General features: G+C 50.4%; 23 protein-coding genes. 9 read left to right on the forward strand and 14 right to left on the reverse strand.

The features are described from left to right. Positions 1–106: 106 nt before the first annotated feature. Both pdsS and pdsR read right to left on the reverse strand, forming a co-directional pair. Positions 107–2,332, reverse strand: a complete 2,226-nt coding sequence (pdsS, locus tag BZG25_RS08895; RefSeq protein ID WP_077638896.1) for a proteobacterial dedicated sortase system histidine kinase — start codon at positions 2,330–2,332, stop codon at positions 107–109. Next, entirely contained in the window at positions 2,329–3,027 is a 699-nt protein-coding gene (gene pdsR, locus BZG25_RS08900) for a proteobacterial dedicated sortase system response regulator (RefSeq protein ID WP_077607234.1), read from the reverse strand. Before pdsR ends, pdsS begins: the two co-directional genes overlap by 4 nt. Before the next feature lie 201 nt (positions 3,028–3,228). Here pdsR and pdsO point away from each other — a divergent pair, with 201 nt between their 5' ends. Together pdsO and BZG25_RS08910 are read left to right on the forward strand one after the other, a co-directional pair. Beyond that, on the forward strand, positions 3,229–3,945 hold the full coding sequence (gene pdsO, locus BZG25_RS08905) for a sortase-associated OmpA-like protein PdsO (RefSeq protein WP_241828683.1): 717 nt from the start codon (positions 3,229–3,231) through the stop codon (positions 3,943–3,945). Between the two features lie 102 nt (positions 3,946–4,047). Continuing rightward, positions 4,048–4,476, forward strand: a complete 429-nt coding sequence (locus BZG25_RS08910) for a GNAT family N-acetyltransferase (protein WP_077579319.1) — start codon at positions 4,048–4,050, stop codon at positions 4,474–4,476. 7 nt (positions 4,477–4,483) lie between these two features. Here BZG25_RS08910 and BZG25_RS08915 read toward each other — a convergent pair whose 3' ends face one another. The 3 genes from BZG25_RS08915 to BZG25_RS08925 form a co-directional block, all read right to left on the reverse strand. Continuing rightward, a complete protein-coding gene (locus BZG25_RS08915; protein ID WP_077579320.1) occupies positions 4,484–5,008 on the reverse strand; it encodes a methylated-DNA--[protein]-cysteine S-methyltransferase in 525 nt (174 codons plus the stop codon). Positions 5,009–5,050: 42 nt separating this feature from the next. Beyond that, positions 5,051–5,482 (reverse strand): DUF3010 family protein, encoded by a 432-nt coding sequence (locus BZG25_RS08920; RefSeq protein WP_046075914.1) that lies wholly within the window; start codon positions 5,480–5,482, stop codon positions 5,051–5,053. Positions 5,483–5,558: 76 nt separating this feature from the next. Next, complete coding sequence (locus BZG25_RS08925; RefSeq protein ID WP_077638897.1) at positions 5,559–6,710, reverse strand: HD-GYP domain-containing protein; 1,152 nt, start codon at positions 6,708–6,710, stop codon at positions 5,559–5,561. Between the two features lie 172 nt (positions 6,711–6,882). Here BZG25_RS08925 and BZG25_RS08930 point away from each other — a divergent pair, with 172 nt between their 5' ends. From BZG25_RS08930 to BZG25_RS08940, 3 genes are all read left to right on the forward strand, one after another. Beyond that, positions 6,883–7,422 (forward strand): NUDIX hydrolase, encoded by a 540-nt coding sequence (locus BZG25_RS08930; RefSeq protein ID WP_077638898.1) that lies wholly within the window; start codon positions 6,883–6,885, stop codon positions 7,420–7,422. 14 nt (positions 7,423–7,436) lie between these two features. Next, positions 7,437–7,649 (forward strand): DUF3820 family protein, encoded by a 213-nt coding sequence (locus BZG25_RS08935; protein WP_077579323.1) that lies wholly within the window; start codon positions 7,437–7,439, stop codon positions 7,647–7,649. A gap of 208 nt (positions 7,650–7,857) precedes the next feature. Next, complete coding sequence (locus tag BZG25_RS08940) at positions 7,858–8,805, forward strand: hypothetical protein (RefSeq protein WP_131826107.1); 948 nt, start codon at positions 7,858–7,860, stop codon at positions 8,803–8,805. Positions 8,806–8,812: 7 nt separating this feature from the next. On the opposite strand, the gene BZG25_RS08945 is transcribed toward BZG25_RS08940, so the two are convergent. Further along, the gene (locus BZG25_RS08945) at positions 8,813–9,331 is read right to left on the reverse strand and encodes a hypothetical protein (protein WP_077638900.1); all 519 of its coding nucleotides are present in this window, start codon (positions 9,329–9,331) and stop codon (positions 8,813–8,815) included. Positions 9,332–9,539: 208 nt separating this feature from the next. Here BZG25_RS08945 and BZG25_RS08950 point away from each other — a divergent pair, with 208 nt between their 5' ends. Continuing rightward, a complete protein-coding gene (locus BZG25_RS08950; RefSeq protein ID WP_077638901.1) occupies positions 9,540–11,237 on the forward strand; it encodes an SgrR family transcriptional regulator in 1,698 nt (565 codons plus the stop codon). Here BZG25_RS08950 and BZG25_RS08955 read toward each other — a convergent pair. Beyond that, complete coding sequence (locus BZG25_RS08955; protein ID WP_077638902.1) at positions 11,234–11,887, reverse strand: hypothetical protein; 654 nt, start codon at positions 11,885–11,887, stop codon at positions 11,234–11,236. The genes BZG25_RS08950 and BZG25_RS08955 overlap by 4 nt on opposite strands. 418 nt (positions 11,888–12,305) lie before the next feature. Here BZG25_RS08955 and BZG25_RS08960 point away from each other — a divergent pair, with 418 nt between their 5' ends. Further along, a complete protein-coding gene (locus BZG25_RS08960; protein WP_077638903.1) occupies positions 12,306–12,734 on the forward strand; it encodes a hypothetical protein in 429 nt (142 codons plus the stop codon). A 13-nt stretch (positions 12,735–12,747) separates the two neighbouring features. Next, entirely contained in the window at positions 12,748–13,794 is a 1,047-nt protein-coding gene (locus tag BZG25_RS08965; protein ID WP_077638925.1) for a L,D-transpeptidase family protein, read from the forward strand. A 93-nt stretch (positions 13,795–13,887) separates the two neighbouring features. Here the strand turns inward: BZG25_RS08965 and BZG25_RS08970 are convergent, their stop codons facing one another. From BZG25_RS08970 to malT, 7 genes are all read right to left on the reverse strand, one after another. Continuing rightward, on the reverse strand, positions 13,888–14,133 hold the full coding sequence (locus BZG25_RS08970) for an Lpp/OprI family alanine-zipper lipoprotein (protein ID WP_046075907.1): 246 nt from the start codon (positions 14,131–14,133) through the stop codon (positions 13,888–13,890). Between the two features lie 175 nt (positions 14,134–14,308). Then, positions 14,309–14,785: a copper chaperone PCu(A)C gene (locus BZG25_RS08975; RefSeq protein ID WP_077638904.1), complete on the reverse strand. Its 477-nt coding sequence runs from the start codon at positions 14,783–14,785 to the stop codon at positions 14,309–14,311. Positions 14,786–14,787: 2 nt separating this feature from the next. Beyond that, complete coding sequence (locus tag BZG25_RS08980) at positions 14,788–15,375, reverse strand: SCO family protein (protein ID WP_077638905.1); 588 nt, start codon at positions 15,373–15,375, stop codon at positions 14,788–14,790. Continuing rightward, a complete protein-coding gene (locus BZG25_RS08985; protein WP_131826108.1) occupies positions 15,372–15,854 on the reverse strand; it encodes a hypothetical protein in 483 nt (160 codons plus the stop codon). Before BZG25_RS08985 ends, BZG25_RS08980 begins: the two co-directional genes overlap by 4 nt. Further along, a complete protein-coding gene (locus BZG25_RS08990) occupies positions 15,855–16,784 on the reverse strand; it encodes a DUF368 domain-containing protein (RefSeq protein WP_077638926.1) in 930 nt (309 codons plus the stop codon). A gap of 101 nt (positions 16,785–16,885) precedes the next feature. After that, entirely contained in the window at positions 16,886–19,762 is a 2,877-nt protein-coding gene (pulA, locus tag BZG25_RS08995; RefSeq protein ID WP_241828685.1) for a pullulanase-type alpha-1,6-glucosidase, read from the reverse strand. Positions 19,763–19,953: 191 nt separating this feature from the next. Next, positions 19,954–22,662, reverse strand: a complete 2,709-nt coding sequence (gene malT, locus BZG25_RS09000; RefSeq protein ID WP_077638908.1) for an HTH-type transcriptional regulator MalT — start codon at positions 22,660–22,662, stop codon at positions 19,954–19,956. A gap of 505 nt (positions 22,663–23,167) precedes the next feature. On the opposite strand from malT, the gene BZG25_RS09005 reads away from it, so the two are divergent. Further along, positions 23,168–25,618 carry a glycogen/starch/alpha-glucan phosphorylase gene (locus BZG25_RS09005; protein WP_077638909.1) on the forward strand — a complete coding sequence of 817 codons (2,451 nt, stop codon included), beginning with the start codon at positions 23,168–23,170 and terminating at the stop codon, positions 25,616–25,618. The last annotated feature ends 65 nt before the right edge of the window (positions 25,619–25,683 follow it).

Below are 25,683 nucleotides of genomic sequence, written 5' to 3' on the forward strand. Positions count from 1 at the left end.
CTCCTTGCTCGGGGCGTCACGTTATGTGTGACCCCATGAAAAGTGCGGGCCCTTATCAGTGTCGGGCACTATTAGTCAGTATTGGGGCCAATAGGGTTGAGATCAATCAGTGTGTCATTAACTGTGTATTGGGCCAAATAAGTGACAGTGTCACTCCATCTTGTTGTGGCCGGTTGTCAGCGACAAGATCGGCTTGATGAAAGTCAGCGATCAACCGTGCGATATACAGCCCTAAGCCAAGGTGCGGTTTATCCGCGCCGTGACCTTCAGGGCGGACACTGACCATAGAGTTAAACAATTGCTCGCGCATATGCTCGGGAAGCAATGGGCCGCTATTGCTGACGGTCATCGCGACCTGATGCGCATTTTGTGACAGCGATAAGGCGATGGGGGCGGCGCCGTTGTCAAACTCCACCGCATTGGCGATAAGCTTATCGAGTAACTGTGCCAGATAATCAGGGACACCTAACACGTTTACCGTGTGGTGGGGAAGGCTTAAGGTAAAGGCCTTATCTGGATAAGCGAATTGGTAGCCTTGGGTACAGCCTTCAAGTAGGGCATTGAGATCCACCATCTCTTTATCGGCGTTATCAAAGCTCTGTTCTAGGCGTGTGGCCTCGGTTAACGTCGATAAAATGCCCGCTAAGCGGTGAACACCGTCTTGCGCGCGGTTAATATAGGTCAGTTGCTCGGGGGTTTCCTGGGTGTAGGCCATGTTCTCAAGCGAGGAGCGCACCACGGCAATCGGTGTGCGTAGCTCGTGGGATAACCGTGAGCTCATGGCCTCCAAGTAGTGATTATACCCGGCAATTCGGCTGACCATATCGGCCATGGTGCGTGACAGTCGACCAATTTCATCATGGCTATGTGTGGTGGTGATATGCCCGGTGACCCGGCCTTGGCTATCGATTGCATGATCGGCCTCGTGCTGGAGGCGACGTAAACGCTTAGCGATATGCGATCCAAACAAGAGCAGTAAAAGCACGCCGGTACATATAACCGCCAGCATGACTGAAAACAGGGTTTCTAACGCTTCATTACGTAAGCTGCGAATGCCATTGGTCGTCTCTTCGACGATCACTGCACCGGCGACACGGTCGTTAAGCCAGATGGGATAAGCGGCCGATAAAATCATTGCTTGATTGTCGTCTGAGCTGCGCCAGCCTGCGTAAGGCCGCCCTTGTAATGCTTGCTGTGCTTGCACCCCTTGGTAGATGGATGCTTGTTGCATGGCGTCGACAAAGTGATCGGGTGGCGTCACGAGCAAGCGGTCATACCAGGGGCGCAGTAGTGTGTCGGTTATCCAGGGGATCAACCCCTCTGTTTGGTCTGAGGGTGACTGAGGCTGCCAAACGCCATTGGAGGTTTGAATATCGCCGTCTTTGGCGAGCACGCGACTGTGTTTGTCGACTACCCAAACCCGCGAGGCGTCGTTATTCATTCGCTCAATCAGAGATTGGATAGCCGCAGAGGGCATCATAAAGCTGCCTAATGAGGTGGGAGCGCGCGTTGAAGCACTGCCAATAATAGCGTTGAGTGGCCGCTCGAAACCATTGCCGCGATCATAGTAGGCGAGAGCCAGCTGCTGGCCGACCCAATTTGCCGGGAGTTTCACCTCAATGCTGTAACCTTTGTCTGTCTGTTGCCATTTTGCAGCAATAGGTAGGGGCTGAGCCGGGCCTTCTGTCGAGGTCTTGTCAGCTAACGTGGGTAGTCCACTGGTCAGGTGACGGATGTGAGCATTATTGCTGTTACTGTCTTGGCTGAGCGCAACACGATAAAAGGCACCTTGGCGGGAAGTGAGCGCCAAGATCATGTGATCTTGGCTGGTGATATCGCCGGTACGCTGTGCTGGGGTAGGACTGGCATCGGTCACTGTGATGCCAAAGTATACGGCATCTCCATTACTCCCAGTGAGCACAGATAATGCCAATTGGTCGCTGTGGTAGGGACCTTGGTTAAAAATAAGCCCATCACGCTGATAGTGGCGTTGATGGTGGCGGTCGCGCTGCCAGTCGCCTAAGTCACCGTCCAAGGTGATTGGATGATTGAGGCGAAACGCGTGCAGATCTTTTCCTGGGTTGAGTTGAGAGGGGATGTCTCGATAGGAAAACAAGCTGGGCCTGTCGTTCATCCCCATGGCGAAAGCGCGCGCGGTACCCATCAAAGTCTGCTCTTGTCCCTGTCGTAAGACGTTTTCCATCTCCCACACATATTGATAACCCAGGTAGGGCAATAGGAGCAAAAAGCTCGATAGCACCACAATCTTGGTACGGATACCCGCGATGTGTTGCCATAATTGTTGGGCAAGCAAGTGTAACTTCGCGATCATTCGGGTGCCTCATCCCAACGGTAGCCCATGCCATAAACGGTACTGATGCAATCAAACTGTTCATCAACGACCATGAATTTCTTACGAATTCGTTTAATGTGTGAGGTAATGGTGCTGTCATCCACCACAGCATGTGCTTCATCCATGAGTGCTTGACGACTTTTAACATGCCCGGGTCGTTTGACGAGGGCGTGCACCATCCAAAATTCGGTCACGGTGAGATCAATCAGTTGATCATGCCAATAGACCTGCATACGATCAAGATCGAGGTAAAGAGGACCACATTGGAGACGCTTATCTTCTTTTGAGGGGGTTTGTGCCAAAAGATCAGAGCGCCGGAATAATGCGGCGATACGTGCCATGAGGTGTGGGAGGGAAACATCTTTAGTGAGATAGTCATCCGCGCCCATCCGCAAACCAACCACGGTATCAATATCACTGTCGCGGGCGGTGAGGAATATAATTGGCACCGTCGCCGACACGGCGCGGAGGGATTGGCAAAGAGCAAAACCACCATCGATTTCACTGCCTAAGCCAATATCAATGATTGCTAGATCGGGCAATTGCCGCTCAAAGGCCGCTTGCGCGCTGGGCCGGTCTTGGTAGGTATGGACTTGGTAACCCTGGCGGCGGATAACATCGGCGTAGTTTTCTCGGATCGCCGCTTCATCTTCCACTATCGCGATGTGTTTCATAACTCTGTCTTCTTACTTACGTTGTGATGACTATACCCAAACTGTGTGCAGAGAAAACCCTGTTCGCGTATGAAACGTAAATTGCCATTTTTTTGCCATTATTGATCGCCAGATTGCCATTTTTACTCCCGCAAAATGCCTTAAGTGCTTGCTGTAATAACGCCATATCAAACAGCACGATTCATCGTAAGCGAGGATAAGATGGATATTAAAAAACAACTGATTCACTCTGTATTTGCCGTTTCAATGTTCGCCGTTGCCACGCCACAAGGGATGGCCGCCAGTAAGGTTGAACGTAATAAACAACCCGAGTTGATCGGGATGGGAAGCGGCGCTATCGCGGGAGCGGTGGTGGCGGGCCCTGTCGGCGCGGTGGCAGGGGCCATTATTGGTACCGTGATGGGGCAAAATGCCAGCTATGAAAATTTGGCCACCGAGCAGGATGAAACGATTCAAACTATCCGGGATGAGAATCAATCATTGAGTCGCATCAGCCAAAAATATAATGAAGCGCAGCTTGAACTTGCGCGGTTACGCAGTGCGCAGAATCAGGTGGAAGACCTTACGCTGGCGATGAATATTCAATTTCGCACGAGCTCGGCTGATATTGAGCCGCACTTTATGATCCAGCTTGATGAGCTCGCAGGATTTATTCAACAAATGCCAAACGCTCAATGGCAACTCGCAGGCTATGCCGATCCAAGAGGACGTCAAGGCTATAACCAAGCGCTATCGGAACGTCGTGTGCAGGCCGTAAAAGATTACCTTGTGTCCGTGGGCGTCGATCCGCGTCAGCTCAACACGGTGGCGTATGGAGACAGTCAGCCATTGGATAGCCAAGCGGGGAATGAGGGCTTTTTCTTTGACCGCCGCGTAACAGTAAGCCGTATGTCGGGGACGCAAACCGCCCAGCGTTAGTCACTAATACGTGCGAGTGTTGCGACGTGATAACTCATAAAACCTCACCGGCAGATTGAACGGCGGTCTGCGGGTGGGGAAACCCAAACAAGGAAGGCGACAATGATAAGACAAGCCACTGATAAAGATATAGAAACCATTAGCCAACTCTGCGCCCATTGCCAGTCAGATGAGATAGACAAACGTCAGATGCACCGGCACATCAAGCATCTACTTAATCAGGACTTGGTGTCAGTGAGCGTGGCCGAGCTTTGCGGTTTGGTGGCGGGTGTGGTGGTCTGTCAAGTGATCCCACAATTAGGTTTGTCAGGCCACGTGGGTCGTATTAGTACCATTATTGTCGACGAGCCATTCCGCGATATGACGTTGGGACGCCAACTGCTTAATGCTGCCGAGCAGGCGCTGATAGCAAAAGGATGTGATCACATTGAAGTGGTCCCAAGCTACCAAAAAGATGACGCACAAAGCTTTTATATCCATTGTGGTTTTCATCTGACCCCGGAACGGCTGACCAAACCGCTTGCCGCCTGAGTGGAGACTAAGGCAGCGCTGGATCTGTGCTGGTCAGCGCATTGGAGACGTAATCGGGCCACTTACCTGTGGCCTCCCAAATCAACAAGGTGCGTTTGGCGGTTAAACCACCCCCATAGCCGACCAACTGACCTTGACGGCCAATAATCCGGTGACAGGGGACAATAATCGAAATCGGATTCTTGCCATTCGCACTGCCCACGGCTTGGTTGGCTTTTGGGTTACCGATAAGATGAGAGATGGCTTGGTAACTGGCCGTTTCACCAAAGGGAATGGATTGAAGCGCCTGCCAAACGCGCTGTTGAAAGGCCGTTCCCTGCGGTGCAAGTGGCACCGAGAATGTCTGTCGCGTACCTGCAAAGTACTCATCCAGTTGATGGCAGGCAAGATCGAGAATGGCGACGCTGTCTTGCGAACTGTCTTGAACAAGGTGATTAGGTGCGCGGTTAGGGAGATACAGAGCCGTTAATCCCTGGCTATTGGCCTGCAGTGTTAATGGCCCTAGCGGGGAAGAGTAGATTTTCTTGCTCATGGTACCTCCGTGTTCGACGCGTTTTTTTTGTCTTTATTACTGTTATTTTTTGTCTTTATTACAATAGGCGCACGCGGTTAGAAAGGCATTTTCCTGAAATTGCTTCAAGCCTAGCTCTTTTAAGTTTACATCGATGGGATGACGTTTTAGCGTTTGTTTCATCACGCTGGAGGAGAAGACTTCGGCGTCAACACCCTCGATCAGTTGTAGGGCGGCCTCCATTTTAAAGCCGGCACTACTACCCGCGAACTTCCCTTTGGTTTGGCGTTCGCGAATAATGATTTTATCCACCTGATAATCTTCGATGAGCTTGCTCATGGTACGATGGAAATGTTGAATGCTCTCTTGCGCTTCTGGCGAGGGCAGCGTGATTTTCTTGGCTCGACACTCAGGTACCGAAAACAAATCGTTGTCACTGTCGAGTAACACAACATTCGCTTCGTTAGCTTTTAAATCAACCGCGCAAACTCTCATTTTTCTCTCTCTTTCTTAAAAGGCATTGTCACTGAGGGAGGGCAGTATACGCAAAAGCCCTCGCCTCGTCACAGGATTAACGAAATGCATCGACATTGATATCAAGGGCTGTCTCGCTGGTGGCGCGGGCGATACGCAAATCATGGCGCTTAGCGAGATCAATATACTCCACTTCACGAAACCGGTGACTGCGGACTGAATAAAACAACTTGACCACAGGGCGAGTCAAGTCGTCGAGGTTTTCTTGCCATACCAAGCCAACGCGTCCATCCGCTAACTCAACGAGGGAGCCAACGGGGTAAAAGCCAATACACTGAATAAAGGCGCGCAATAAATTGGGATCCAAATGAAACGGCGTGAGTCCCATCATGATCTTAAAGGCTTCAGACGGTGACATCGCTCGTTTGTAACAACGATCCGCGGTCAGTGCATCGTAAATATCGACAATGCCACTCATGCGGCCAATGGTATGTAACGCTTCGCCTTTTAGCCCGTTTGGGTAACCAGTGCCATCCAGTTTTTCGTGATGCATTAAACTCACATCGCGAGCAATTTGTGATAAGTCAGGGATACTATCCAGTACCGGCTGAGAAAATACTTGGTGGAGTTTCATGTGGTCGAACTCTTCAGCGGTCAGTTTTCCCGGTTTATTGAGCACTTCGTCGGCAACTAGCACTTTACCAATATCATGCACCAGCCCACCGACGGCGAGCTCTTGCAAGGTCGCGTGATCAAACCCTAGATGCCTGCCAAAACTCACCAACAAAAAGGCCACGTTGAGAGAATGCTCCATCAGGTAAGCACTTTTATCACGAATGCCACTGATCCAAGCAATGGCGTGCTGACGTTCAAAAATGTTGTCGACAATGTCACTGCCCAATGCCTCAAGGGGCGCGACATCAATGGCTTTATTGGCATAAATGTCATTTAACAAGCGACTCAGTTGTTGCTTCGACGAATCGATGAGCGCGCGTGCTTTGTCGATATCCGCGCCGGTTGACGCATACTTACCTTGATAGAGTGCGCCTTTGTACTGGATTTCATTGATATCTAGGATCTGATCAGCATCTACCCAAACATAGTTAACACCACATTGTTTTAGTTTTTGGATTGTCTCGGGACGGCGAACATAGCCAGGTTTGGTCATCCGGGTGGGTGACTGGGCAGTTTCTATTTGTTCCACGTACATCCCGATTGTCAGCTTGTGGATACTAATTTTCTGCAGCATCGTACCCAGTCCTACCTTGTGTGTTTATCACTAACAATACTAATGATTTTTGGGCGGCTTAAGGTATCGGGTGCGAGACATATTTCATTTTTGTGCACCCGTTAGCGCCTTTCTGCTCTCTTGTTTGGTTGTGCTATACTCCCGCGCTTGTTTTTTGACTATCTGAGTAGTAATGGAAATCATAGCCAAATATACGGATGAGCGGGTGCTGCCGCTGCAAAATAAATCCGTCATTAAGCGCGACGCAGCACGCGCGATTGCCTTAGATGGCGATGAGATTTTGCTGATGTATACCGCACGTTATGATGATTATTCGCTCCCCGGTGGCGGTGTGGATGCGGGCGAAACCCCAGAGCAAGCCATGATCCGTGAGCTGCAAGAAGAGACGGGCGCACGACAGATCCGTGATATCACTCCATTTGGCTGTTTTGAAGAGTACCGCCCTTGGTACCGAGATGGTGCGGATGTGATGCATATGTTGTCATACTGCTTCTACTGCCGCGTTGATCGAGATCTCGGTACTCCGACCTTTGAGCATTATGAAATCAATAATGGTATGCGACCTGTGTGGGTGAGCCTTAATCATGCGATTGCGCATAACAAAGCAGTGATGGCGAACAGTGCCAAAGCCGGGCAATCGTTGATACGTGAAACCATGTTGCTTGAAATGATTGCAAGTCAACGTCTTGAACAGCGACATGCGACAGCCTAAAACGGGATGCATTGATGGATAAACAACAGCTTATGAAATTAGCCACAATGCCCATGCCATTCGGCAAATACGCTGGGCGCGTGTTGATTGATCTGCCAGAGGAATATCTGTTGTGGTTCCAAAACAAAGCCGAGTTTCCGAAAGGCGAATTAGGGGAGTTGATGAAGCTGTGCCTGGCACTGAAAGTGGAAGGGCTTGAGGAAGTGGTTCGCCCTCTCAAGAACTAATTATTGGATGGCTAGTGTGCAGCGAGTTACAGATACCTCGTGCGCCGTGTGAGTGGGTCATCTCTGGACTCTGGTCGACAATCTGAGACATATTTGTCGCATTTTTCTGGGCAATAGCGTATTTTTACGCGCGCCTTGAGCGTGAATCCGTATCGTGTTTCGCGCGCTTAGCATACCAACATTATTATTTATCGCAGAGACGCCCACCATGAGTATTAACATACATTCTAACACCGCACCTAGCGGGCTTCTGATTGCAGGGATCCTCATGTTCCCTTTCTTATTTGTTTGGCAATTACTTGACAGAAAGTATAGCCAACTGAGCCGGATCCTTGGCTTTGGCTATATGTTGCTCATTTCGGTCTTGTATGTTTTTGGCCCAAATGAAGCTCAAGAAATATTGATGACCTTACTAACGACGGTTGCAATGTGTGCGGTCGGTTTTGGGGTTTATATGGGACGACAAGCTCATAAGTGGGGATGGAAAGCCGCGATTCAACAACTCAAACAAACTGTTAAAGAGACGACTCATGGTGCAAGTAATACGCAACCTGAGGCGACCAATGGCTTGCCTGGTTGGATGGGCAAGGATATTGAAGTCAGTGTCAATGCCGATGGTTCAATGCATCTTACTTTTCCTGCGGAGATGCCAGTATTAGCCAGAGATAACACGTTGCGCTTTTGCCGGGGAATGCCTGAGTTTCGCAATATGACTTGGACTGTGGCAGAGACATCGTCTGATACGGCGGCGGTAGAGTGGAGTGATGAGGTTATCCCAAACACTGAGTTATTTGACGATAGCCGTGAAGAAATGCCGACTCAAACACACGATATCCGAGAAGAAATGTCGACTCAAACTCACGATATTCAAGAGGGTGTCAAGCTCCCTGTCCCCAAACATGGTTGGTTTAAAGTGAGCTTTCTGGGTTTTCCTAACGAAGAAGAAAGCGCACTGTCTGAGATGACGTTACAAAATGGGATGACAGTGAACGATCACGCGAGTGAAGCCGTTGATGTATTATGTTTCGGTGATTTTGCCAGCAACGCCATGATGGAAAAAGCAGAGTCGGAGGGGGCTGTTGTGCTCGATAAAGCCGCTTTCTTGCACTTTATTGCCAGTGGTGAGGTTCCCAAAGCCTGTTTATCGTGCGTTTAATCATTCACTAGCGGGCGATGACCCACAGCCTGTCATCGCCGTTCTCCTCCTGAGTGAGCGCATAGAGAAGTTGTGCTTGTGCGTTCTCATCAGGGGTGACGACATCATAAATACCACTGACTGCTTGACCGTCTAACACCGTATCGACCCGCATGGCGGCGGCGCAGGTTTCCCCGTTTTGGGTGCCGATACAGAGCGACACCGTGGCGTCAGCGATTTCAACACCATCTTCAAGCGCAAGCTGGGCAAAGTAAGCGAGCATATTGGCACGATCTGACTCTGGCCACTGTTGCGCCTGAAGCTTGGCATACTGAATCATCAGTGGGTGATTGTCGACCCAATAGAGAGTGAGTGGCTGATGAGTTGGTGCGTCAGGTTTGTCAAAAGGGTGTGGGGGATGAGCAGCGGCATGATAGATATCAAAACCCGCAAGGCTTTCCTTGGTTGGGAATTGCGCTTTTTTTACGTGGCAAGCCATCCAGCGTTGTTTGATATCAAAATGGGAAATAATAGCCGACGCGATCATAAACACCCTACTCATTATCGACAAAGAGAGGCATCATAACTGAGTCAGACGGAATAACAAACGTCTGCTCGTGAAAGCCGGTGATTATTGCCTGCCAGAGATCACAGCCTGAGTGCGTGTGATCAAGATATGAGCAGACGCTATGCCTTGTTCTGCGTAAAATAGGAAATACTTCCACTGGTTTTTGTGATTGTTGGGTTCCTCTTTTATGTCAGGTCAGCGACTTCGTGCTCAGTTCTCCCGCCTTTATCATCATTTCAATGGCGAAAACACCGATACAACGCTACAAGCTGTGGCGGATATTTTGGTCTGTACGCGGCGTAATGCGCGAATGGTGCTCAGTAAGTTAGAAGAGCAAGGATGGTTAACGTGGCAGCCTTCCGTGGGGCGGGGCAAGCTCTCTCGTTTAGCGTTTTTACGAAGTGAAATGGCACTGCGAGAAGAGCAGGCAGCACATTGGTTGGCGCAGGGCAAAATGGATCAAGCCTTGGCGTGCCTTGATCATGACTCCACCAAGCTCGCCGCCTTAATTCAAAAACAAATGGGACCGAGTACGCAAAATGGGCGGCAAATTGTTCGCCTGCCCTATTACCGTCAGCTTGAGACGCTGGATCCGCGCGAACCTTTGCGTCGCTCAGAGCAGCACTTGGTCGGTCAAATTTTTAATGGTTTGGTGCGCTATCGTGGTAGTGAACGTATTGTGACACCGGATTTAGCCCATCATTGGGAAGCGTTGTCGCCGACACATTGGCGATTTTACCTTCGTCCTGGTGTCCGCTTCCATGATGGTCAGCCAATGCGCGAGCAGGATGTGATAGCGAGCCTATCGGCGCTTTCTACGCGGCGTTTTTTTGCTCATCTTTCGCGTGTTGACTCGCCGGGCCCGCGAATGATTGATGTACATCTTTCGTCTCCCGACTCAAGGTTTGATCATGCGCTTACCTTGCCAGAAGCGTTCATTCGTCCTGCTGAGCGCCATCCAAGTCAATCCCTTGGTTATCAACCTATTGGGACAGGTCCTTATCGCGTGGTAGAGAAACAGCCACACCGCTTAGTGCTCGAGGCATTTGATGATTATTTTGGTTATCGTGCCCTGACCGATGAAATTCAGATTATGGTGTTTGATGAGGCCGCAATGTGCTATCTCACTCCCAGCACCTCACTGACGCCGGAGAGATTAGCAAGCCATCAAACCACGCTGAGTCAAAAGTTAGAAATGGATCAGGGGGCTGGTTACCTGTTGTTGAATTGTCGCGATGGATTAGCGAAGCAACCCGCATGGCGTGAATACCTGCATGCAAAGCTGTCATCGCTGCAATTACTGCCACGTTTGGCGCATTGTGGCATGGGTGAGTACCGATTGTTCAATGCGTATGGACTGATGCCAGGTTGGATGCATCATGGTCTTTCGTCCATGTCGCCAGTTGCTCCGTCACCAACGTCACTGACCGTGGCGTATTTATCCGATCATCCTTTATACCCGCTTATCGCCAAGGCAATACACGCGCACTTACTTGAGGATGGTATTCAAGTGAAAACCTTGGCATTGTCATCCGCCGACTACTTTAGTGGTCAATATGGACGCAAAATCGACATCTGGTTAGGGGCGATGAGCTTTGGTGAACGCGGGCAGGCGGGGTTATTTAACTGGCTAGGGACGCATGATCTGGTATTGAGTGCCTGCACAGATACCATGCTCGAGACCATTGAACGTCATACTCAGCGCTGGCGAGAGACGCAAGACGATAGCTGTGCTGAGCACTTAGCCCGTCGCCTGGTTGAGCATCAAATGGTGCCCTTGTTTCATATTTGGATGGGTGTCATGGCGACGCCAGATCTCCAAGATGTGGCATCGAATGCGGTGGGTTGGTTTGATTTCAAAGCCGTGTGGCACAAACCACATTAAAGACTGCGATTATCCTCTTCAACACCGAGCGGAAAGGTGGCGGTGAGCAAAAGGTATTTGTGCAGGGGTAAGCCATCTTTTTTGCGAAACAAAGGGTGAAAGATACGATATCGCCCCTCGGTTAAACCCAAGGGCGCGATGGTCTCAGCCAGGCTCGACGTTGCGCTGGTCAAGCGTATTCCTTGCGCGCGATAGGCGTCTGCGTGGATAGGTTGGTGTCCCAACCACCAAGAAGGAACAGCCTTACTGGCGTTGGTGCGATCAATCCAGTGGTCACTGACCACAATGACACGCCCAGGCTCGGCAGGGTTTGTGATGCCATGATTCAGTAGCCAAGCAACGTCACGCACCAAGGCATCACGACAGGCGTTATTACCACTGAGTAGGCGGTGGGCCAGTATGTATATCGCGCTGCCGTCAAGTTGTAGCTGATAGACGGTTTGGCTATGTGGTCGGGTATCGTCGAGCAAATTAAACGTTGCGGGTTTATCATGCGCTTCGAGAACCCGCATGAGTCGACGTGCGAGTGCTTTGCCCATGTGGGGATCACGCATTCCCCGATTGTGGACTGTGGGATAGTGATGCTCGCACAATTTGACACAATCTTGCTGAAACTGGCGCAGTGCCAGCGAGACCAGATCATCTAACAAAAACCCGTTACTCCTACCAAAAACGTCTTGAAAGCGGATGCTGCCTTGTCACGCATACTCATAAAGGCGCACAGACTAAAGTATGCAGTATATCACTTAAATCGCCCAATAAATCAGGGAGAAACGCTACTTTGTGCGCACTTTCTCATCGATGGGCGGGGCGAGCGGCGATCGTTGTCATGTTGTGACCGATTAAAGCGGCATGGTTTGTACGCTTTTTACCTTTCCGTATTGGCAGATTATTGCCTCTTTCTGTGGGTGCTTGGTGATGCGTTCACATCGGAACGCGAGTGATCACCCTATTCTTGCTTTGCCTGCCTAGCTCAGAGGGAAACCTAGTCCTGTTTTATGGTTTTATAACCTTGGCACTAAAATTGCTTTAATCCATGTGCTTATCACAGTAATACAACGGAATACCATGAATTTTAACCTTTGGCTTCGTGCGGCAGTCTGTTTGGCTGTTGCCTCATTTCCCGTTTCTTCTTACGCGGCTGATGGCCTTGCTGCGGGGGTTTTCCTTGGTTCGCCAATGTCTGGTGTGACCTTGAAGCAAAACCAATTTAAAATTCAAGCTGGCATCGATAAGGTGGGAGTGGCCGTCGATGGGACTTGGAATTTGGGTGAATGGCTCGGGCGAATGGAATATGCGCCTATGTATGTCTATGCCGGAGGTCAGTGGGTAGATGATTCAACGCATCAGTGGGGACCACGTGCCGGGCTCGGTGTTACTCTTCCGGTGGGTACGGGTGATGTGGAACTATTTGCAGAAGCGGGCACCACTTGGTATTGGGAGGAGGAAGGCGATATTGAGTTTGAAGGCGCTGCTGGAGCACGAGTTTATTTCTAACCTCTCTTGGCCGATGGTAGGCAAAGGTGCCATACAGAGATTATTAGCCTGTGTGGTACTTTGGGTGTTAGCTGTGCCGACAGCATTTGCCACCCCGTATCCGTTACCCACCGACGGCAGTCGACTTGTTGGCTATCCAGAGGCGCACATCGTCAAAGAGGGCGAGCACTTAGAAGCCATTGCTAAACACTATGATATGGGGTTTCTAGCGCTTTTAGCGCTCAACCCAGGGATTGATCCCTACTTGCCTGAGCCTGGCTCTCTGGTGCGCTTACCCAACCAGCTCTTGTTGCCCTCACCACCTCACTTGGGGATAGTGATCAACCTTGCTGAATTACGCCTGTATTATTTTCCTGAACCAGAGGCTAGGGCTAAGGTAACGGGAGAAAAGGCGGACGCGCAACGTGATGTTCATGTATTTCCCATCGGGATCGGTAGAGTGGGTCGCGAAACCCCCACAATGAACACCTATATTAGCCAAAAGCGCGAACATCCGACGTGGACGCCACCGCAGAGCATTCGTGAGGAATATAAAAAACAGCGCGGCATCATTTTGCCTGATGTGGTGCCAGCAGGGCCAAACAATCCCTTAGGTGAGCATGCGCTAAGGTTGGGCTTCGGTAACGGTGAGTATTTGATTCATGGCACTAACAAGTCGTTTGGTATTGGGCTGCGAGTCAGTGCTGGCTGTATCCGGCTTCGACCTGACGATGTGGCATGGCTGTTTGAGCAAGTGGATGTCCACACCCCGGTTAGAATTATCAATCAACCCGCGAAGCTAAGCGTTGAGCCTGATGGGCGAGTGATGGTAGAGGCGCATCGTCCTTTGTCAAAAAATGAAAAAGAGACCAAAGCGCGTTTGTCGGTTGAGCCTGATCCTCAGGTGTTAGCGATTTTAGCGCGGCTGGAATTGTCACCTCGGCGCTACCGGGCAGCGTTATCTGTCCAAGAAGGCGTGCCGACAGAGATCGCTACACTGACCCCAGCACAGTTGAAAGCCTGGCAGCGTCTAGAGCGTGTGGAGGTAGATGCCAAGCAAATGACGCGATCTGAGCGGTAAAAGTCCGGATAAGATCACAGCATAAAAAAACGGCGCATCGCGCGCCGTTATTCATTGTTTGTTCAGCGAGTAATCGGTGTTTAAATCGATACGCTATTTCGTGTAAGACTGCGCCATATTATCAATGCGCTTATTGGCACGTTTTGCTTCGTCATATGCCATTTGAGAGGTATCTTTGGTATCGCTCACGTCGCTTTTCATCATAGATACATCATTCGATAATGCATCGACTTTCGCTGATAAATCATCAACGCTTTGCTGTAACGCTGTGTTGCTGGTACAACCGACGAGCAGCATGCTCGATGCGACGGCAGCTAGCGCCATTGGACGGATTTTCATAAATAACCTCGCTATTGTTGTTTGTCATAGCAATCGCGTCATTAGGGTCACGCATCCACGCGACTATTGTCAACCTTAGACGCTTAAACGCATTTTTGCTGGATAATCCTTTACTTAAATAGCAGAGCTTGACCGAGTTAACACTTAGCGAGGTAAGAGGTATCCGATATTGTGCTTATTCGTGGTTTGCGTGCATCTCTTTGTTGTGATGTTTCATGCCCGCCATGACCGATTTCACTGGGATCTGCTTGGTGAGTGAATGACCGTCCGCGGTGTTTAATGTCAATGAAATGTGCTCGCCTACTTTGAGTGGCTGAGCCAGATCAAACAACATTACATGTAGGCCACCTGGCTTTAGTGTCACTTGCTCGCCTTCAGGCACCAGGATTTGCGCAATTTGTCGCATTTCCATCATGCCATCCACCATAGCATGCTCATGCAACTCTACCCGTTTCGCTGCCGGCGTGCTCGCACTCACTACCCGTTTTAGCACCTTGCTTTGATTATCGAGAACCATGAAAGCGGCGCTATTTGGTGCGCCTGGTGCAGTGGCACGCGCATAGGCATCATGAATAAAAAACTCACCATGGGCATGCACGAATGGTGCAACCATAAAGGCGATAGCGGCAACAAAAGATTTGAATGATGTCATTGTTATTCCTTATTTTGATCAGTCACCCGTTCAATCGCTGCGATCAGCATTTCAGGGTTTAAGGTGTGAGGGACTTTCTCTACGAGTTCACCGTTCGGTGAAAGAAAATAAAAAAAGGAGCTATGGTCAACGGCATAGTCCATGGCGGAGTCTTCCAGCTCGGTGATGCGATACAACACACCGTAGCGTTTTGCCAGCTGCGCAATTTGCGCCTCAGAACCACTGACACCGGTGATGGCCGGATGGAAAAAATGCGCGTACTCCGCCGCTTTTTCGCTTGTATCACGCTTTGGGTCGAGGGTGATAAAGATTGGCGCCACCGCGTTTCGTGTCGACTCAGGGAGCGATTTTAACGCGGCAGATAACACGGCGAGCGAAGTGGGACAAACATCAGGACAATGGGTATAGCCGAAATAAACAATGCGCGGACGTGGGTCATCGGTATTGTAAAGACTAAACGGTTGCCCTTGTGATTGTAATGCCCCTGCTTGAGCCTGCTTTTGTGACGTTTGATAGTTATCAAATAGCGCGCGGGCACCTAAGCCAAAACAAACGGCAATAATGGCGACAAGCCAAGCTTTCTTACTCATAGTCGCTCCATGCGTACTTTAATGGGGAACAGCGTGTTTGCGTCAGCATTTAGGGTAATGGTTCCTGCCCATGTCATGCTGTCTTCGGTGCAAACGGGCAGCATCAGTTGCCCTTGATAAGTCAGTTTATCGGTTTGTTTAAGCACCAGCCGATATTCACCCATGTTCATTTCGACGCCTTTGAGCTTAACGAGCAATGTATCCGTGTTTAGCGCTTGGGGGGCGGTCACAGTGAGGGTATTGGCATGTAATGGATGCACAAGCGGGTCAGCTAAGGTCGCTTGATAACCTTGGTATTGGCACGTTTGCTGATTGAGTGAGCAGTAGGCGGCTGGTGCGATAGTTGTACTCGAGGCGGTCGAGAAAAAGCCAGACAGCCACGAGGGGATAAAAAAAGCCATCACTGCCAGCATCGCAATACTGGCGGTGATTATTAAGGGGTGACTCACGGCGAGCCGTGAGGAGGGTTCATTCATCATCTATTCCTGCTCAGGCGAGAAACGCTCCAGCAATAATACCAGCACAAAGCCACCTATCATGGCAACGATAGCCAAGCCAACTTGTGCCGAGTGTCCCACGATTGCCTCGTAGGCGCCGGGTAAAAGGTTATCTTGCACGAGGGGGACTTGTTCACCGGATGAATTTGTACGCCATGTGAGTGTGTGTTTCCAAGGCCAAATTTTGCCCAATGTGCCCAACATCAGACCGGTGAGAAACGCGAGCGTCAGTGCATAATAGCGGCGCAGCAGCCAGGACAATAGGTGAGAAAACGTCAGTAAGCCCGTTACTGCGCCGACAGCGAACAATCCTAATAAGCCGAATTGCGCTTGGTGAACCGCATCCAGAATGGGGCTGTACATTCCCAGCAATAGTAGGATAAAACTGCCAGAGATCCCCGGCAAAATCATGGCGCAAATCGCGATGGCACCGGCGAGAAAGACGGTGAGCGGACCCGCGGTGAGCTGCAGCGGGTTAGCAATGGTAATCCAGTAGGCAAACCCAATCCCTAATAGTACGGCGAGAACCGTTTTAGGCCGAACCTTGGGGGCGGGCAACTGTTTGGCAATATGCAACGCTGAGGCGATGATCAAGCCGAAGAAAAACGACCAGAGCGGGATCGGATGATGGGTGAGGGTCCAACTGATCCCTTTTGCCAAACCAGCAATGCTGGTCAGAATGCCAGCTAAGAGTACACAAAGAAAGGTACCGTTAACATGTTGCCAGACCGCCTTGAAGCCTTCCTTGCGCCATAGTGCAAAAAGGCGCGGCGTGATACGCCGAATACTCTCCAATAGCTGCGTGTAAATGCCAGTAATAAATGCGATGGTGCCGCCAGAGACACCAGGAACCACATCCGCAGCGCCCATCGCCATGCCTTTGAGGTAAGTTGAGACCAGGTTCTTGATCATAATGCCATTCATCGATAAAAGCTGAGACGCGCATTATACCGACATTCATCCTGTGGGGTAGGGGGAATTATAAGGGGGAGCTGCACTCCCCCATATAATAGTTAAGGTTGATGAGGTTTCTCGAATACGGCGACGGACCAAGCGGGTACGGTGAGTTTGCCGTTGGTTACTTGAGCCGCCCGTTGGTTATACGCTATCGAGCGGTTGCCCGCATTAGCTTGCAAGCTGTGAAGTTGATAGCCGGTGGCGTCGATGTTGGCAAAGTCATTGACCGTCGTGCCCGAGGCATTGATCGCGACGATAATCCCGTCACGCGTCGCATCAATCGAGCTGTCGTGCAGACTGCCACTGTTATCAAGCTGTATCACAATCAGCCCGGGGATTTGTGAGGCGCCCGTGTTGTGAAAGCTGACACGTTGGTTGATCACACTGCCTTGGCCTAAGTGGAATAGCCCAGATGAAGTGCGCAGCGCCACCAGCTCATTAAAGTAACTGTCCATGTTGCTGATTGCCTGCGGTGTTGGTTTGGCCTCGCTGTTGTGGTTGGCAATCACGGTTTTAATCGTTGGCCAGTTGTCGCCGTCTTTATCTTCACGCGGCAGCCCTTGATCCCACTGCGTGGTTTGTTGGGTAAAGTCGACGCGGTTATACCAATCGCCTGAGTCGTAGGAGTCACGCTGCATGGATTTTGAACGAAGCAGTTCGCTGCCCATGTGAATAAAAGGCATCCCTTGTCCCAGCAGTGCCGTTGAGAGTGACACGGCTTGGGCGCGAACGCGTGTTGCGAGCGGCATGGCATAAGGGAATTTGTATTGATTGTTATCCCACAGGGTTTGGTTGTCGTGTTTGGAGACATAGTTTTGAACTTCCCATGCATCTTGCGCGTAACCAGCCGGTTGACCGTTGTAATCGACCTGGTCGCCTCGGACCGTATCCCCATTGGCAATCTGTAACTGAAAATCTTTTAAGTTACCCGCCATGCCCAAACGAACTAGATCGGCATTATGCAGGGCACTGGCTCTTTCCCCGCTGATTTGCTGTTGTAAATCATTGGGCGCGACCCACTGACCATTGCCAAAGCCTTGGTTTTTGCGTAGAGACTCGCCACCATCGAATGGACCGCCGCCACGAACCGCATCCCGAAGTCGGTCAGAAAACGAGCCAATGCCAGTGCCTGCAAGGTTTGCTTGGGTGGCTTGGACAAACTGGCGATCGTTGGCGACTTCACCGAAGTTCCAACCTTCACCATAGAAATACACATCTGGGTTGATGGCGCGGGCAACGGCAAGTGTGTGCTCGATCTGGGCCAGCGGATGATGACCCATCAAATCCCAACGGAAGGCATCTATTTTGTAGTCTTTCACCCAGGTGGCAATCGAGTCATCGATCAGTTTGGCAAACATGCGATGCTCAGGCGCGGTGTTTGAGCAGCAAGTGGATTGTTCAACGTCTCCAGTGACGGGGTTAAGGCGCTGATAATACCAAGGCACGACTTTATCCAGCACAGAATAGGGCCCTAAGCCTGCTTGGTGGGTGTGGTTGTAGACCACGTCCATTACCACATTCATGCCGATATTCTGTTTAATTGCCATGATCATTTTACGAAACTCGAGGATACGCGCGGTGCCTTCAGGCTCGGTCGCATAACTGCCTTCGGGCACGGTGTAATGGAAAGGATCGTAACCCCAGTTAAAGCTGTCGTACTGACGCATCGCCGCCATCACGGTTTGCACATAGGGGGTATCCGCACTGTCTTGGGTGGCTAAATCCGTCAAGGCCGCTTGGATGGTTTGGTTGTTGTCGCACTCACTCGCCAGCCTTGGCGTCTCTTTCAGCGAAGGTGCTTTGTCACATAGCGTGGAGAAACGGTCGGTTAAATCGATACGTTGCGCCGTGTCTTCGTTGATGGAGGCAATATCAAACACGGGGAGCAGGTGTAAGTGGGTGACGCCGGATTGAGAAAGCGCTTTTAAGTGATTGACCGGGGCGGTGCTATTTTGGGTAAAAGCCAGATACTTACCGCGTAGATTGTCTGGTGTGGATTGATCGAGTGCGGAAAAATCACGCACGTGCGCCTCATAAATCACACTGTTGGCAGGGTTTTGCTGCGAGTGAGGTGCACTCAGCGTATCCCAGCCACTGGGTTTAAGCGCGGGCGCATTTAGATCCACCACCTGCGAATAGCTGGAGTTGGTCGATAAGCTATGTGAGTAAGGGTCAGTGACTTCGAGACGCTCGATACGATGCGTGGTGGGGTGATAAACCGATAGTTGATAGCGGTAATAGTCGCCATGATTCAGCGCCGTGGTGGCAACATGCCAGCTTCCTGAGTTGGTGTCGAAGTCCATTTTAATTGGCGTTTGGCGCTGCTTTGGCGCGTTTTGTTCGCTCGTCGATTGATAGGGCACTAGCGAGACTTGCTGTGCGGTGGGAGCCCATATACGAAATTCAGTGTGTCCCGCGTCAGGGATGGCACCAAGGGTAAGTTTTTCGGCGTGTTCGGCATACAAGGCATCAAGCGCCCGCGCCGGCTGCACATCGGTTGCGGTTAGTACGGTATCACCGTCTTTGGCGATGGCGAGAAGCTGTCCTTTAAGCCATTGCTTCAGGGCAATGTTGGCGCTAACAAAGTCAAAATAGAACCCTTTGACGTTACCTTGCAAATGGGGAAACGATGTCTGCCAATTATCGCTCGTGGTAAGGGTGGATTCGACACTCGCAGTGGCGTTTTCCACTTGCTGCGTGTCCGGGTTATAGCGCATCGTGCCATCAGCGGAGTAATACAAGGTGAGCGAGGTGGCGTTAGTTTGATGGGTGAGCAGGGTATCGGCGTCAGCAAATAGCACACTGGCATCGCTGGTGCCCGCGTCTCTAGGGGGCAAATTGGGGTCGTTTTCGATTTTGCAACCCGCTAACGCTATGGTAGCTGCAACGGCGACCGGTGTGCCGAGTGGTTGCAAAAAGTGAGTGCGCTTCATTGATCTTTCCTCATTTATCAATACTGAGCGCAGCTTACTCAAGGAGGGCATCTACCATGCGTGATCGGGTTAAAATTCAGCGTGTCATTACAGAAAAGATGATGAAATTCAGCAAAGTATCACGAAAGGTAGGGGGAGAGCGCGAGGCCTCTACGCCCCCAAGAAAAGCCTGAGGGCGTAGACAGGGTTGACTAATTCCCCATAAGTTGTAAAAGGTTTTCGGCGGTGACGACCGCTTCTTTGCGGTTAGCGATATTGAGCTTTTGATATAAATTACGAATATGGGTTTTGATCGTTGTTCCCGCGACATCCAATTCATGGGCGATTTGCTCGTTACTGAAGCCTGAATAAATTAAGCCGAGCACTTGCCACTCGCGTTGTGTCAATGAGCTGGTTCGCACGAGCTCTGGCACGTTAGGGTGGTTGACCAACTTTTCGACAAAGGCTTCATCAAAGTGCGTTGAACGAGAGCGTTGATGGCTCGCAATTTCCTTGAGGAGTTGTTGCGCGCGGTGGCGTTCGAGGGCGCCGAGTGCGTGTTGTTCAATTAACGCATGCAGGAGCGGGGAGAGCGCCTCGCCCTCAATCAAAAAGTTACCCATCATGCCGGTTTGATTGGTGAGGATCAGCGCATCTTGCAAGAGGCTTTTGGCGTATTCTGTCTCTTGTTCTTTGCTGGCAAGGACGGCTTCAACAATCAAATTGCGGTTTTTATCGGTCACCAAATTGGCTCTGTTCGCTTCGCGGCGCAGAAAATCAATCGCTTGACGTGCTTGGTCATACTGACCCAAATGCAGATGCGCACGGGCAATGTTTCGCCACTGAAGCTGGCTAAAGTGGTTGCAGGCGGTCGCGGGGCGAACGGCTTGATGTAACCACTCATCCATATTGGTCAGTTCGTTTTTGGCGTGCCAATAGAGCAATAGCGAGAGTGACGCGTTAGCGGTCCAATCAACATGATAAACTGATTCTCGAAGAAGGTGCTCTATGCGCTCAATGCTTTTGGCCGCTTTATCTAACTCACCGCGACTAACAGCCACGCGCGCGAGCATAGAGTAACTATGCAAATGCTTGCTTGGCGGTTGGTTTTCCAAAACCTGTAGCCCCTTATACGCACAGGCTTCAGCTTCATCCAGACGGTTCCAACACCAGAGTATTTGGGCGCGAAGCCGTAGAGCAAATTCATGTAAAGGAACTTGGTGCAATTGCTGATCTTCAATGAGCTGATCGGCGCTGTCGAGCAACTCAAACGCGGCTTGCACATAGCCTTGTGCCAGGAGAATTTCACTTTGCTGTAAAATGGCCCACAGCGCTTGGTGATATACCTGATGCTGGCGCGCTAACTTTTCCGTTTGTTGCATCATGGATAAAGCGCGATCCAGTTCGCCGAGCACATGATTTACCTCGCCAACCACGGAAGTCGCGACAATACGTCCTCGGTAATTGGCGCTATCGAGTTGCTCGAGCGCTTTTTCTGCCAGCTGCATCGCCTGCTCAGGATTATTCGCGTTAATGGCCACTTGGGCGAGCAACGCATTGGCATTGCCTTGGTAATCGATATCAAGTGGGATTTGTCGGGTTTGATAGGCTTTTTCTGCACTGGCTAAAAGTTCGCCAACTTCATGATACCTGTGCTGACTTTGCGCTAACCAAGCACGCAGTAAGCTCAAATTGGGGTATTGGTATAAAAGCTCATCACTGAGCTTGATAATCGCGGCTTCTAGTGTCGACAATTCACCACGATTAAACATACGCCAGCCGTGCTGATTGAGTATATCGGCCAACAATGCATCGTCTTTGGCGTAGCGTGCATGACGCAACGCTTGATGGGGAGATTGTAACTTCAACCATGCCAGTGCGGCTTGTCTATGCAAGGGCTGTTGCTGGTGGGGGATCCTGGCTTGGCGCTCGTGGGCCAAAAACTCCGCGAATAAATGGTGAAACCGGAACCAATTGTTATCCCCCTCCAGCGCATAGATAAACAAACCATAGCGATTCAGTGACTCGAGCATATTCAATGCATCTTCGCGTTCAGTGAGTGCGAAAACCAACTCGTCATTAAACATCTCTAGTACGGAGACTTTCATGAGAAACTGACGTGTTTCAGCATCAAGCAAATCAAACACTTCTTCGGCCAAATATTCCCAAAGGTGGGCATGGTTAAAACCAGCGTAAGACGCGGCGCTTTGCATCAGGGTACGCTTTTGGTGCTGCGCTTGAATCGCAATGAGCTGCAAGGCTGACGGCCAACCTTCAACGTAGTTGCATAATGCGTTCGCCGTGGATTCATCCACGCCATCGTCGACACGTTGATTAAAAAAGCGCGTCGTTTCTTCGTTATCGAACGCGAGAAGCTCGTTGCCGATCTCAATCATCAAGTCGCGTACGCGCAAATTCGCGGTGCCCAGTGGAGGGTTGGCGCGTGAGGTGACCACCAAAGTGAGATTATCTGGCATGTGCTTAATGAAAAAGCGCATCGCCTCATGAATCTCCTCGTTATCAATGAGCTGATAGTCATCCAACACCAAATAGCTAGTGGCATGAAACCCTGCCAGTTCAGCAAAGACATCAGACAAGAGCGCACGAAGTGATGAGAATTGGCGTTTTTCCGCCAGCTTTATCGTGTTGGCGCAGCCCTCTTGGGTAGCGTGGTGCAGCGCTTGCAGTAAGTAGTTAATGTAGCGAAAGCTGTCGTTATCACTATCATCAATGCTAAACCAGCCGACATTGGATTGATCCGCGAGCCATTGTGCAGCCATGGTGGTTTTGCCATATCCGGCCGGAGAGCGAAACAGCACCAGCTTATAGTGAGGGGCTTGTTGTAAAATATCGAGCACACGCGGGCGTAATATCGCGTTATAAAGCCGTCCAGGCCGAGTCAGCTTTGATGGGATCCACATAAGACACTGTCCTTCACTGCAAATGCGGTGCGACCTTTTTGGTGCGCACCTCTATCCTGATTGCAGTGTATGTAACTTCAAACGCACAAACTATGATCTATCCCTGATCTCTTAACGGATGCCCCAATTTAGTGCAGCTACGCCTTTTAATTGTGATTTATATCACTTAAACGTCATATTGGTGGCCTTTTTAATGATTGAGATACACATCCATCTCGGTTTATTAGGGCTTAATTTGCGTTAGCGCACAAAAATCACAAAAGGAAAGCGATGTTTTTCACCGTGGGCGTAGCGCCTTTTTTGTTTCATAGCGTGACTTAGGTCACTCGATAAAGGGCTGCTCATGGATTTGATGAGAGGCGGCTCACTATTGCTATGTGACCTGGCTCTCTACGCCCTGTGGTCTCCTCCTTTGATGAGAATGACGTGGGAGGATGTTTGCCGTGCTCGGGTTGGGCAGGATGAATAACCATCAAGGTTTCATTCCATTATCGAGAGCGACGACATGACACCAAAACAGCAACATGCGTTTGATAAAAGTGCGTTTAAAATCAGTATGGTTCAACACCTAACCCAGTTAGGTCACGCGCCAGACACCGCTCAGCTACGCGACTGGTACCTCGCATTGGGCCGTGCATTAGCCGAACATACCACAAGTGACCTAGTAGCCACTGAACACGATCAAGCCATTAAACAAGCTAAAAGTGTTAACTATTTATCCCTCGAGTTTTTGATTGGTCGGTTAACCGGCAACAATTTAATTAGCATGGGCTTGTACGATGCGATTGCCGATGCCGTGAGTGAGCTTGGCCTCGGGTTAACGGATTTACTTGAACAAGAGCGTGATCCGTCTTTGGGCAATGGCGGCTTGGGGCGTCTCGCCGCTTGCTTTATGGATTCATTGGCGGCCCAACAGTATCCTGCGGTCGGCTATGGCTTGCACTATGAATATGGTTTGTTCCGCCAGTCATTCAAAGAGGGCGCACAACAAGAAGCACCGGATGCGTGGCGTGAGCCTGAAGGTTACCCGTGGGAAGTGGTACGTCCTGACTTAGCGCAAACCATTGGCTTTTATGGCCATGTAGAGGTGATTGAGGACTCAGGGCACACGTACCGTCAGTGGGTGCCGGGCATGAAAATTCAGGCCATGCCCTGGGATCTGCCGATTGTGGGTTATCAAAGCAATACGGTCTATCCGCTTCGCTTATGGGAAGGACGGGCGTTAACGCCGTTTGCTCTTGATGCCTTTAATGACGGTGACTATACCCAAGCTCAGCAATCCGCCATCGCTGCAGGGAATTTGACCAAAGTCTTGTACCCCAACGATAACCACGATGCGGGTAAAACATTGCGCTTAATGCAGCAGTATTTCCACAGTGCAGCTTCTGTAGCAGACATTCTCCGTCGTCATCTAGAGGCAGGGCATGCATTGGCCGCATTACCAGACTACGAAACCATTCAGTTGAACGATACTCACCCCACCATCGCTATTCCTGAGCTGATGCGCGTATTGCTGGATGATTATCGTCTGGGCTGGGATGAGGCTTGGTCCATCGCCAGTCGTACCTTTGCTTACACCAACCACACCTTACTGCCCGAAGCGCTGGAAACCTGGAGTGAGGCGTTGATTGCCAGTTTGCTGCCGCGTCATATGGAGATCATTTTTGAGATCAACCATCGCTTCATGCAAGAGGTAGAAGCGAAGTGGCCCGGCGATGTGGCCAAAAAGCAGGTGTTGTCTGTGATTGACGACAAAGGTGAGCGCATGGTGCGCATGGCTAATTTATGTGTGGTTGGCTCTTATGCGGTGAATGGCGTTGCCGCCTTGCATTCTCAGTTGGTTAAGCGTGATTTATTCCCAGAATTTGACGCGCTATACCCAGGGCGTATTCAAAATGTGACCAATGGCATCACACCGCGTCGTTGGTTGAAGTTCTGTAATCCTGATTTGTCCAACTTGATCAGTGAAAAAATCGGTGAGCAGTGGCCAGCGCAATTGGAGCAACTCGAGCAGATTGCACAATATGCGGATGACACTGCTTTTCAAAAGACATTTATGGATGTCAAAAAGCGCAACAAGCAGCGTTTGGCGGGATGGGTCAAAGAGCACCTCGATATCACCCTAAATACCGATGCGATTTTTGATGTACAAATTAAGCGTCTGCATGAATATAAGCGCCAGCACCTTAATCTATTACACGTCATTTCACTGTACCAGCGCCTCATCAATGAGCCGAATTTCGATATGGCGCCGCGTGTGGTCTTTTTTGCTGCGAAAGCGGCACCTGGCTATGAATTAGCAAAATCGATCATCTATGCGATTAATAAGGTGGCTGAAACCATTAATAATGATCCACGAGTCGGTGACAAGCTCAAAGTGGTATTTATTCCTGATTATCGTGTCAGTATGGCGGAAATCATTATTCCTGCTGCCGATGTGTCTGAGCAGATTTCTATGGCCGGTAAAGAAGCGTCTGGCACGGGTAACATGAAAATGGCACTCAACGGCGCGCTCACCATTGGCACCATGGATGGCGCGAACGTGGAAATCCGTGAAGAAGTGGGTGACGACAACATCTATATCTTTGGTCTTGATGTCGATGGCGTCACGGCGTTGCGCAAAAAAGGCTATCAGCCTGAAGCGGTCTATCATAGCCAGCCTCTATTGAAGGCCGCCTTGGACAGTCTGTTGGATGAGACGTTTACGCCAGGTCAGCCTGGGGCGTTGCGTCCTGTCTTTGACAGTGTCATGGGTAGCGGCGACCCGTACCTGTGTTTGGCTGACTTTGCCGATTACGTGCGCGCACACAATGACATTGACCGTGATTACCGTGACGCGTCGCAATGGGCACGTAAAGCCATTCTAAACACCGCGCTGGTCGGTAAGTTTAGCTCAGACCGCTCAATTCGCGATTACGTTAATAACATTTGGCAGTTAGAAGCGATTAAGCGCTAATTGCAAAATAATGGGTTAACAACCTCATAGATGGCAGGGAATGAGCCTTGCCATCTAACAATAAT

Source organism: Salinivibrio sp. ML198, assembly GCF_001996015.1.
Taxonomy (GTDB): Bacteria; Pseudomonadota; Gammaproteobacteria; order Enterobacterales; family Vibrionaceae; genus Salinivibrio; species Salinivibrio siamensis.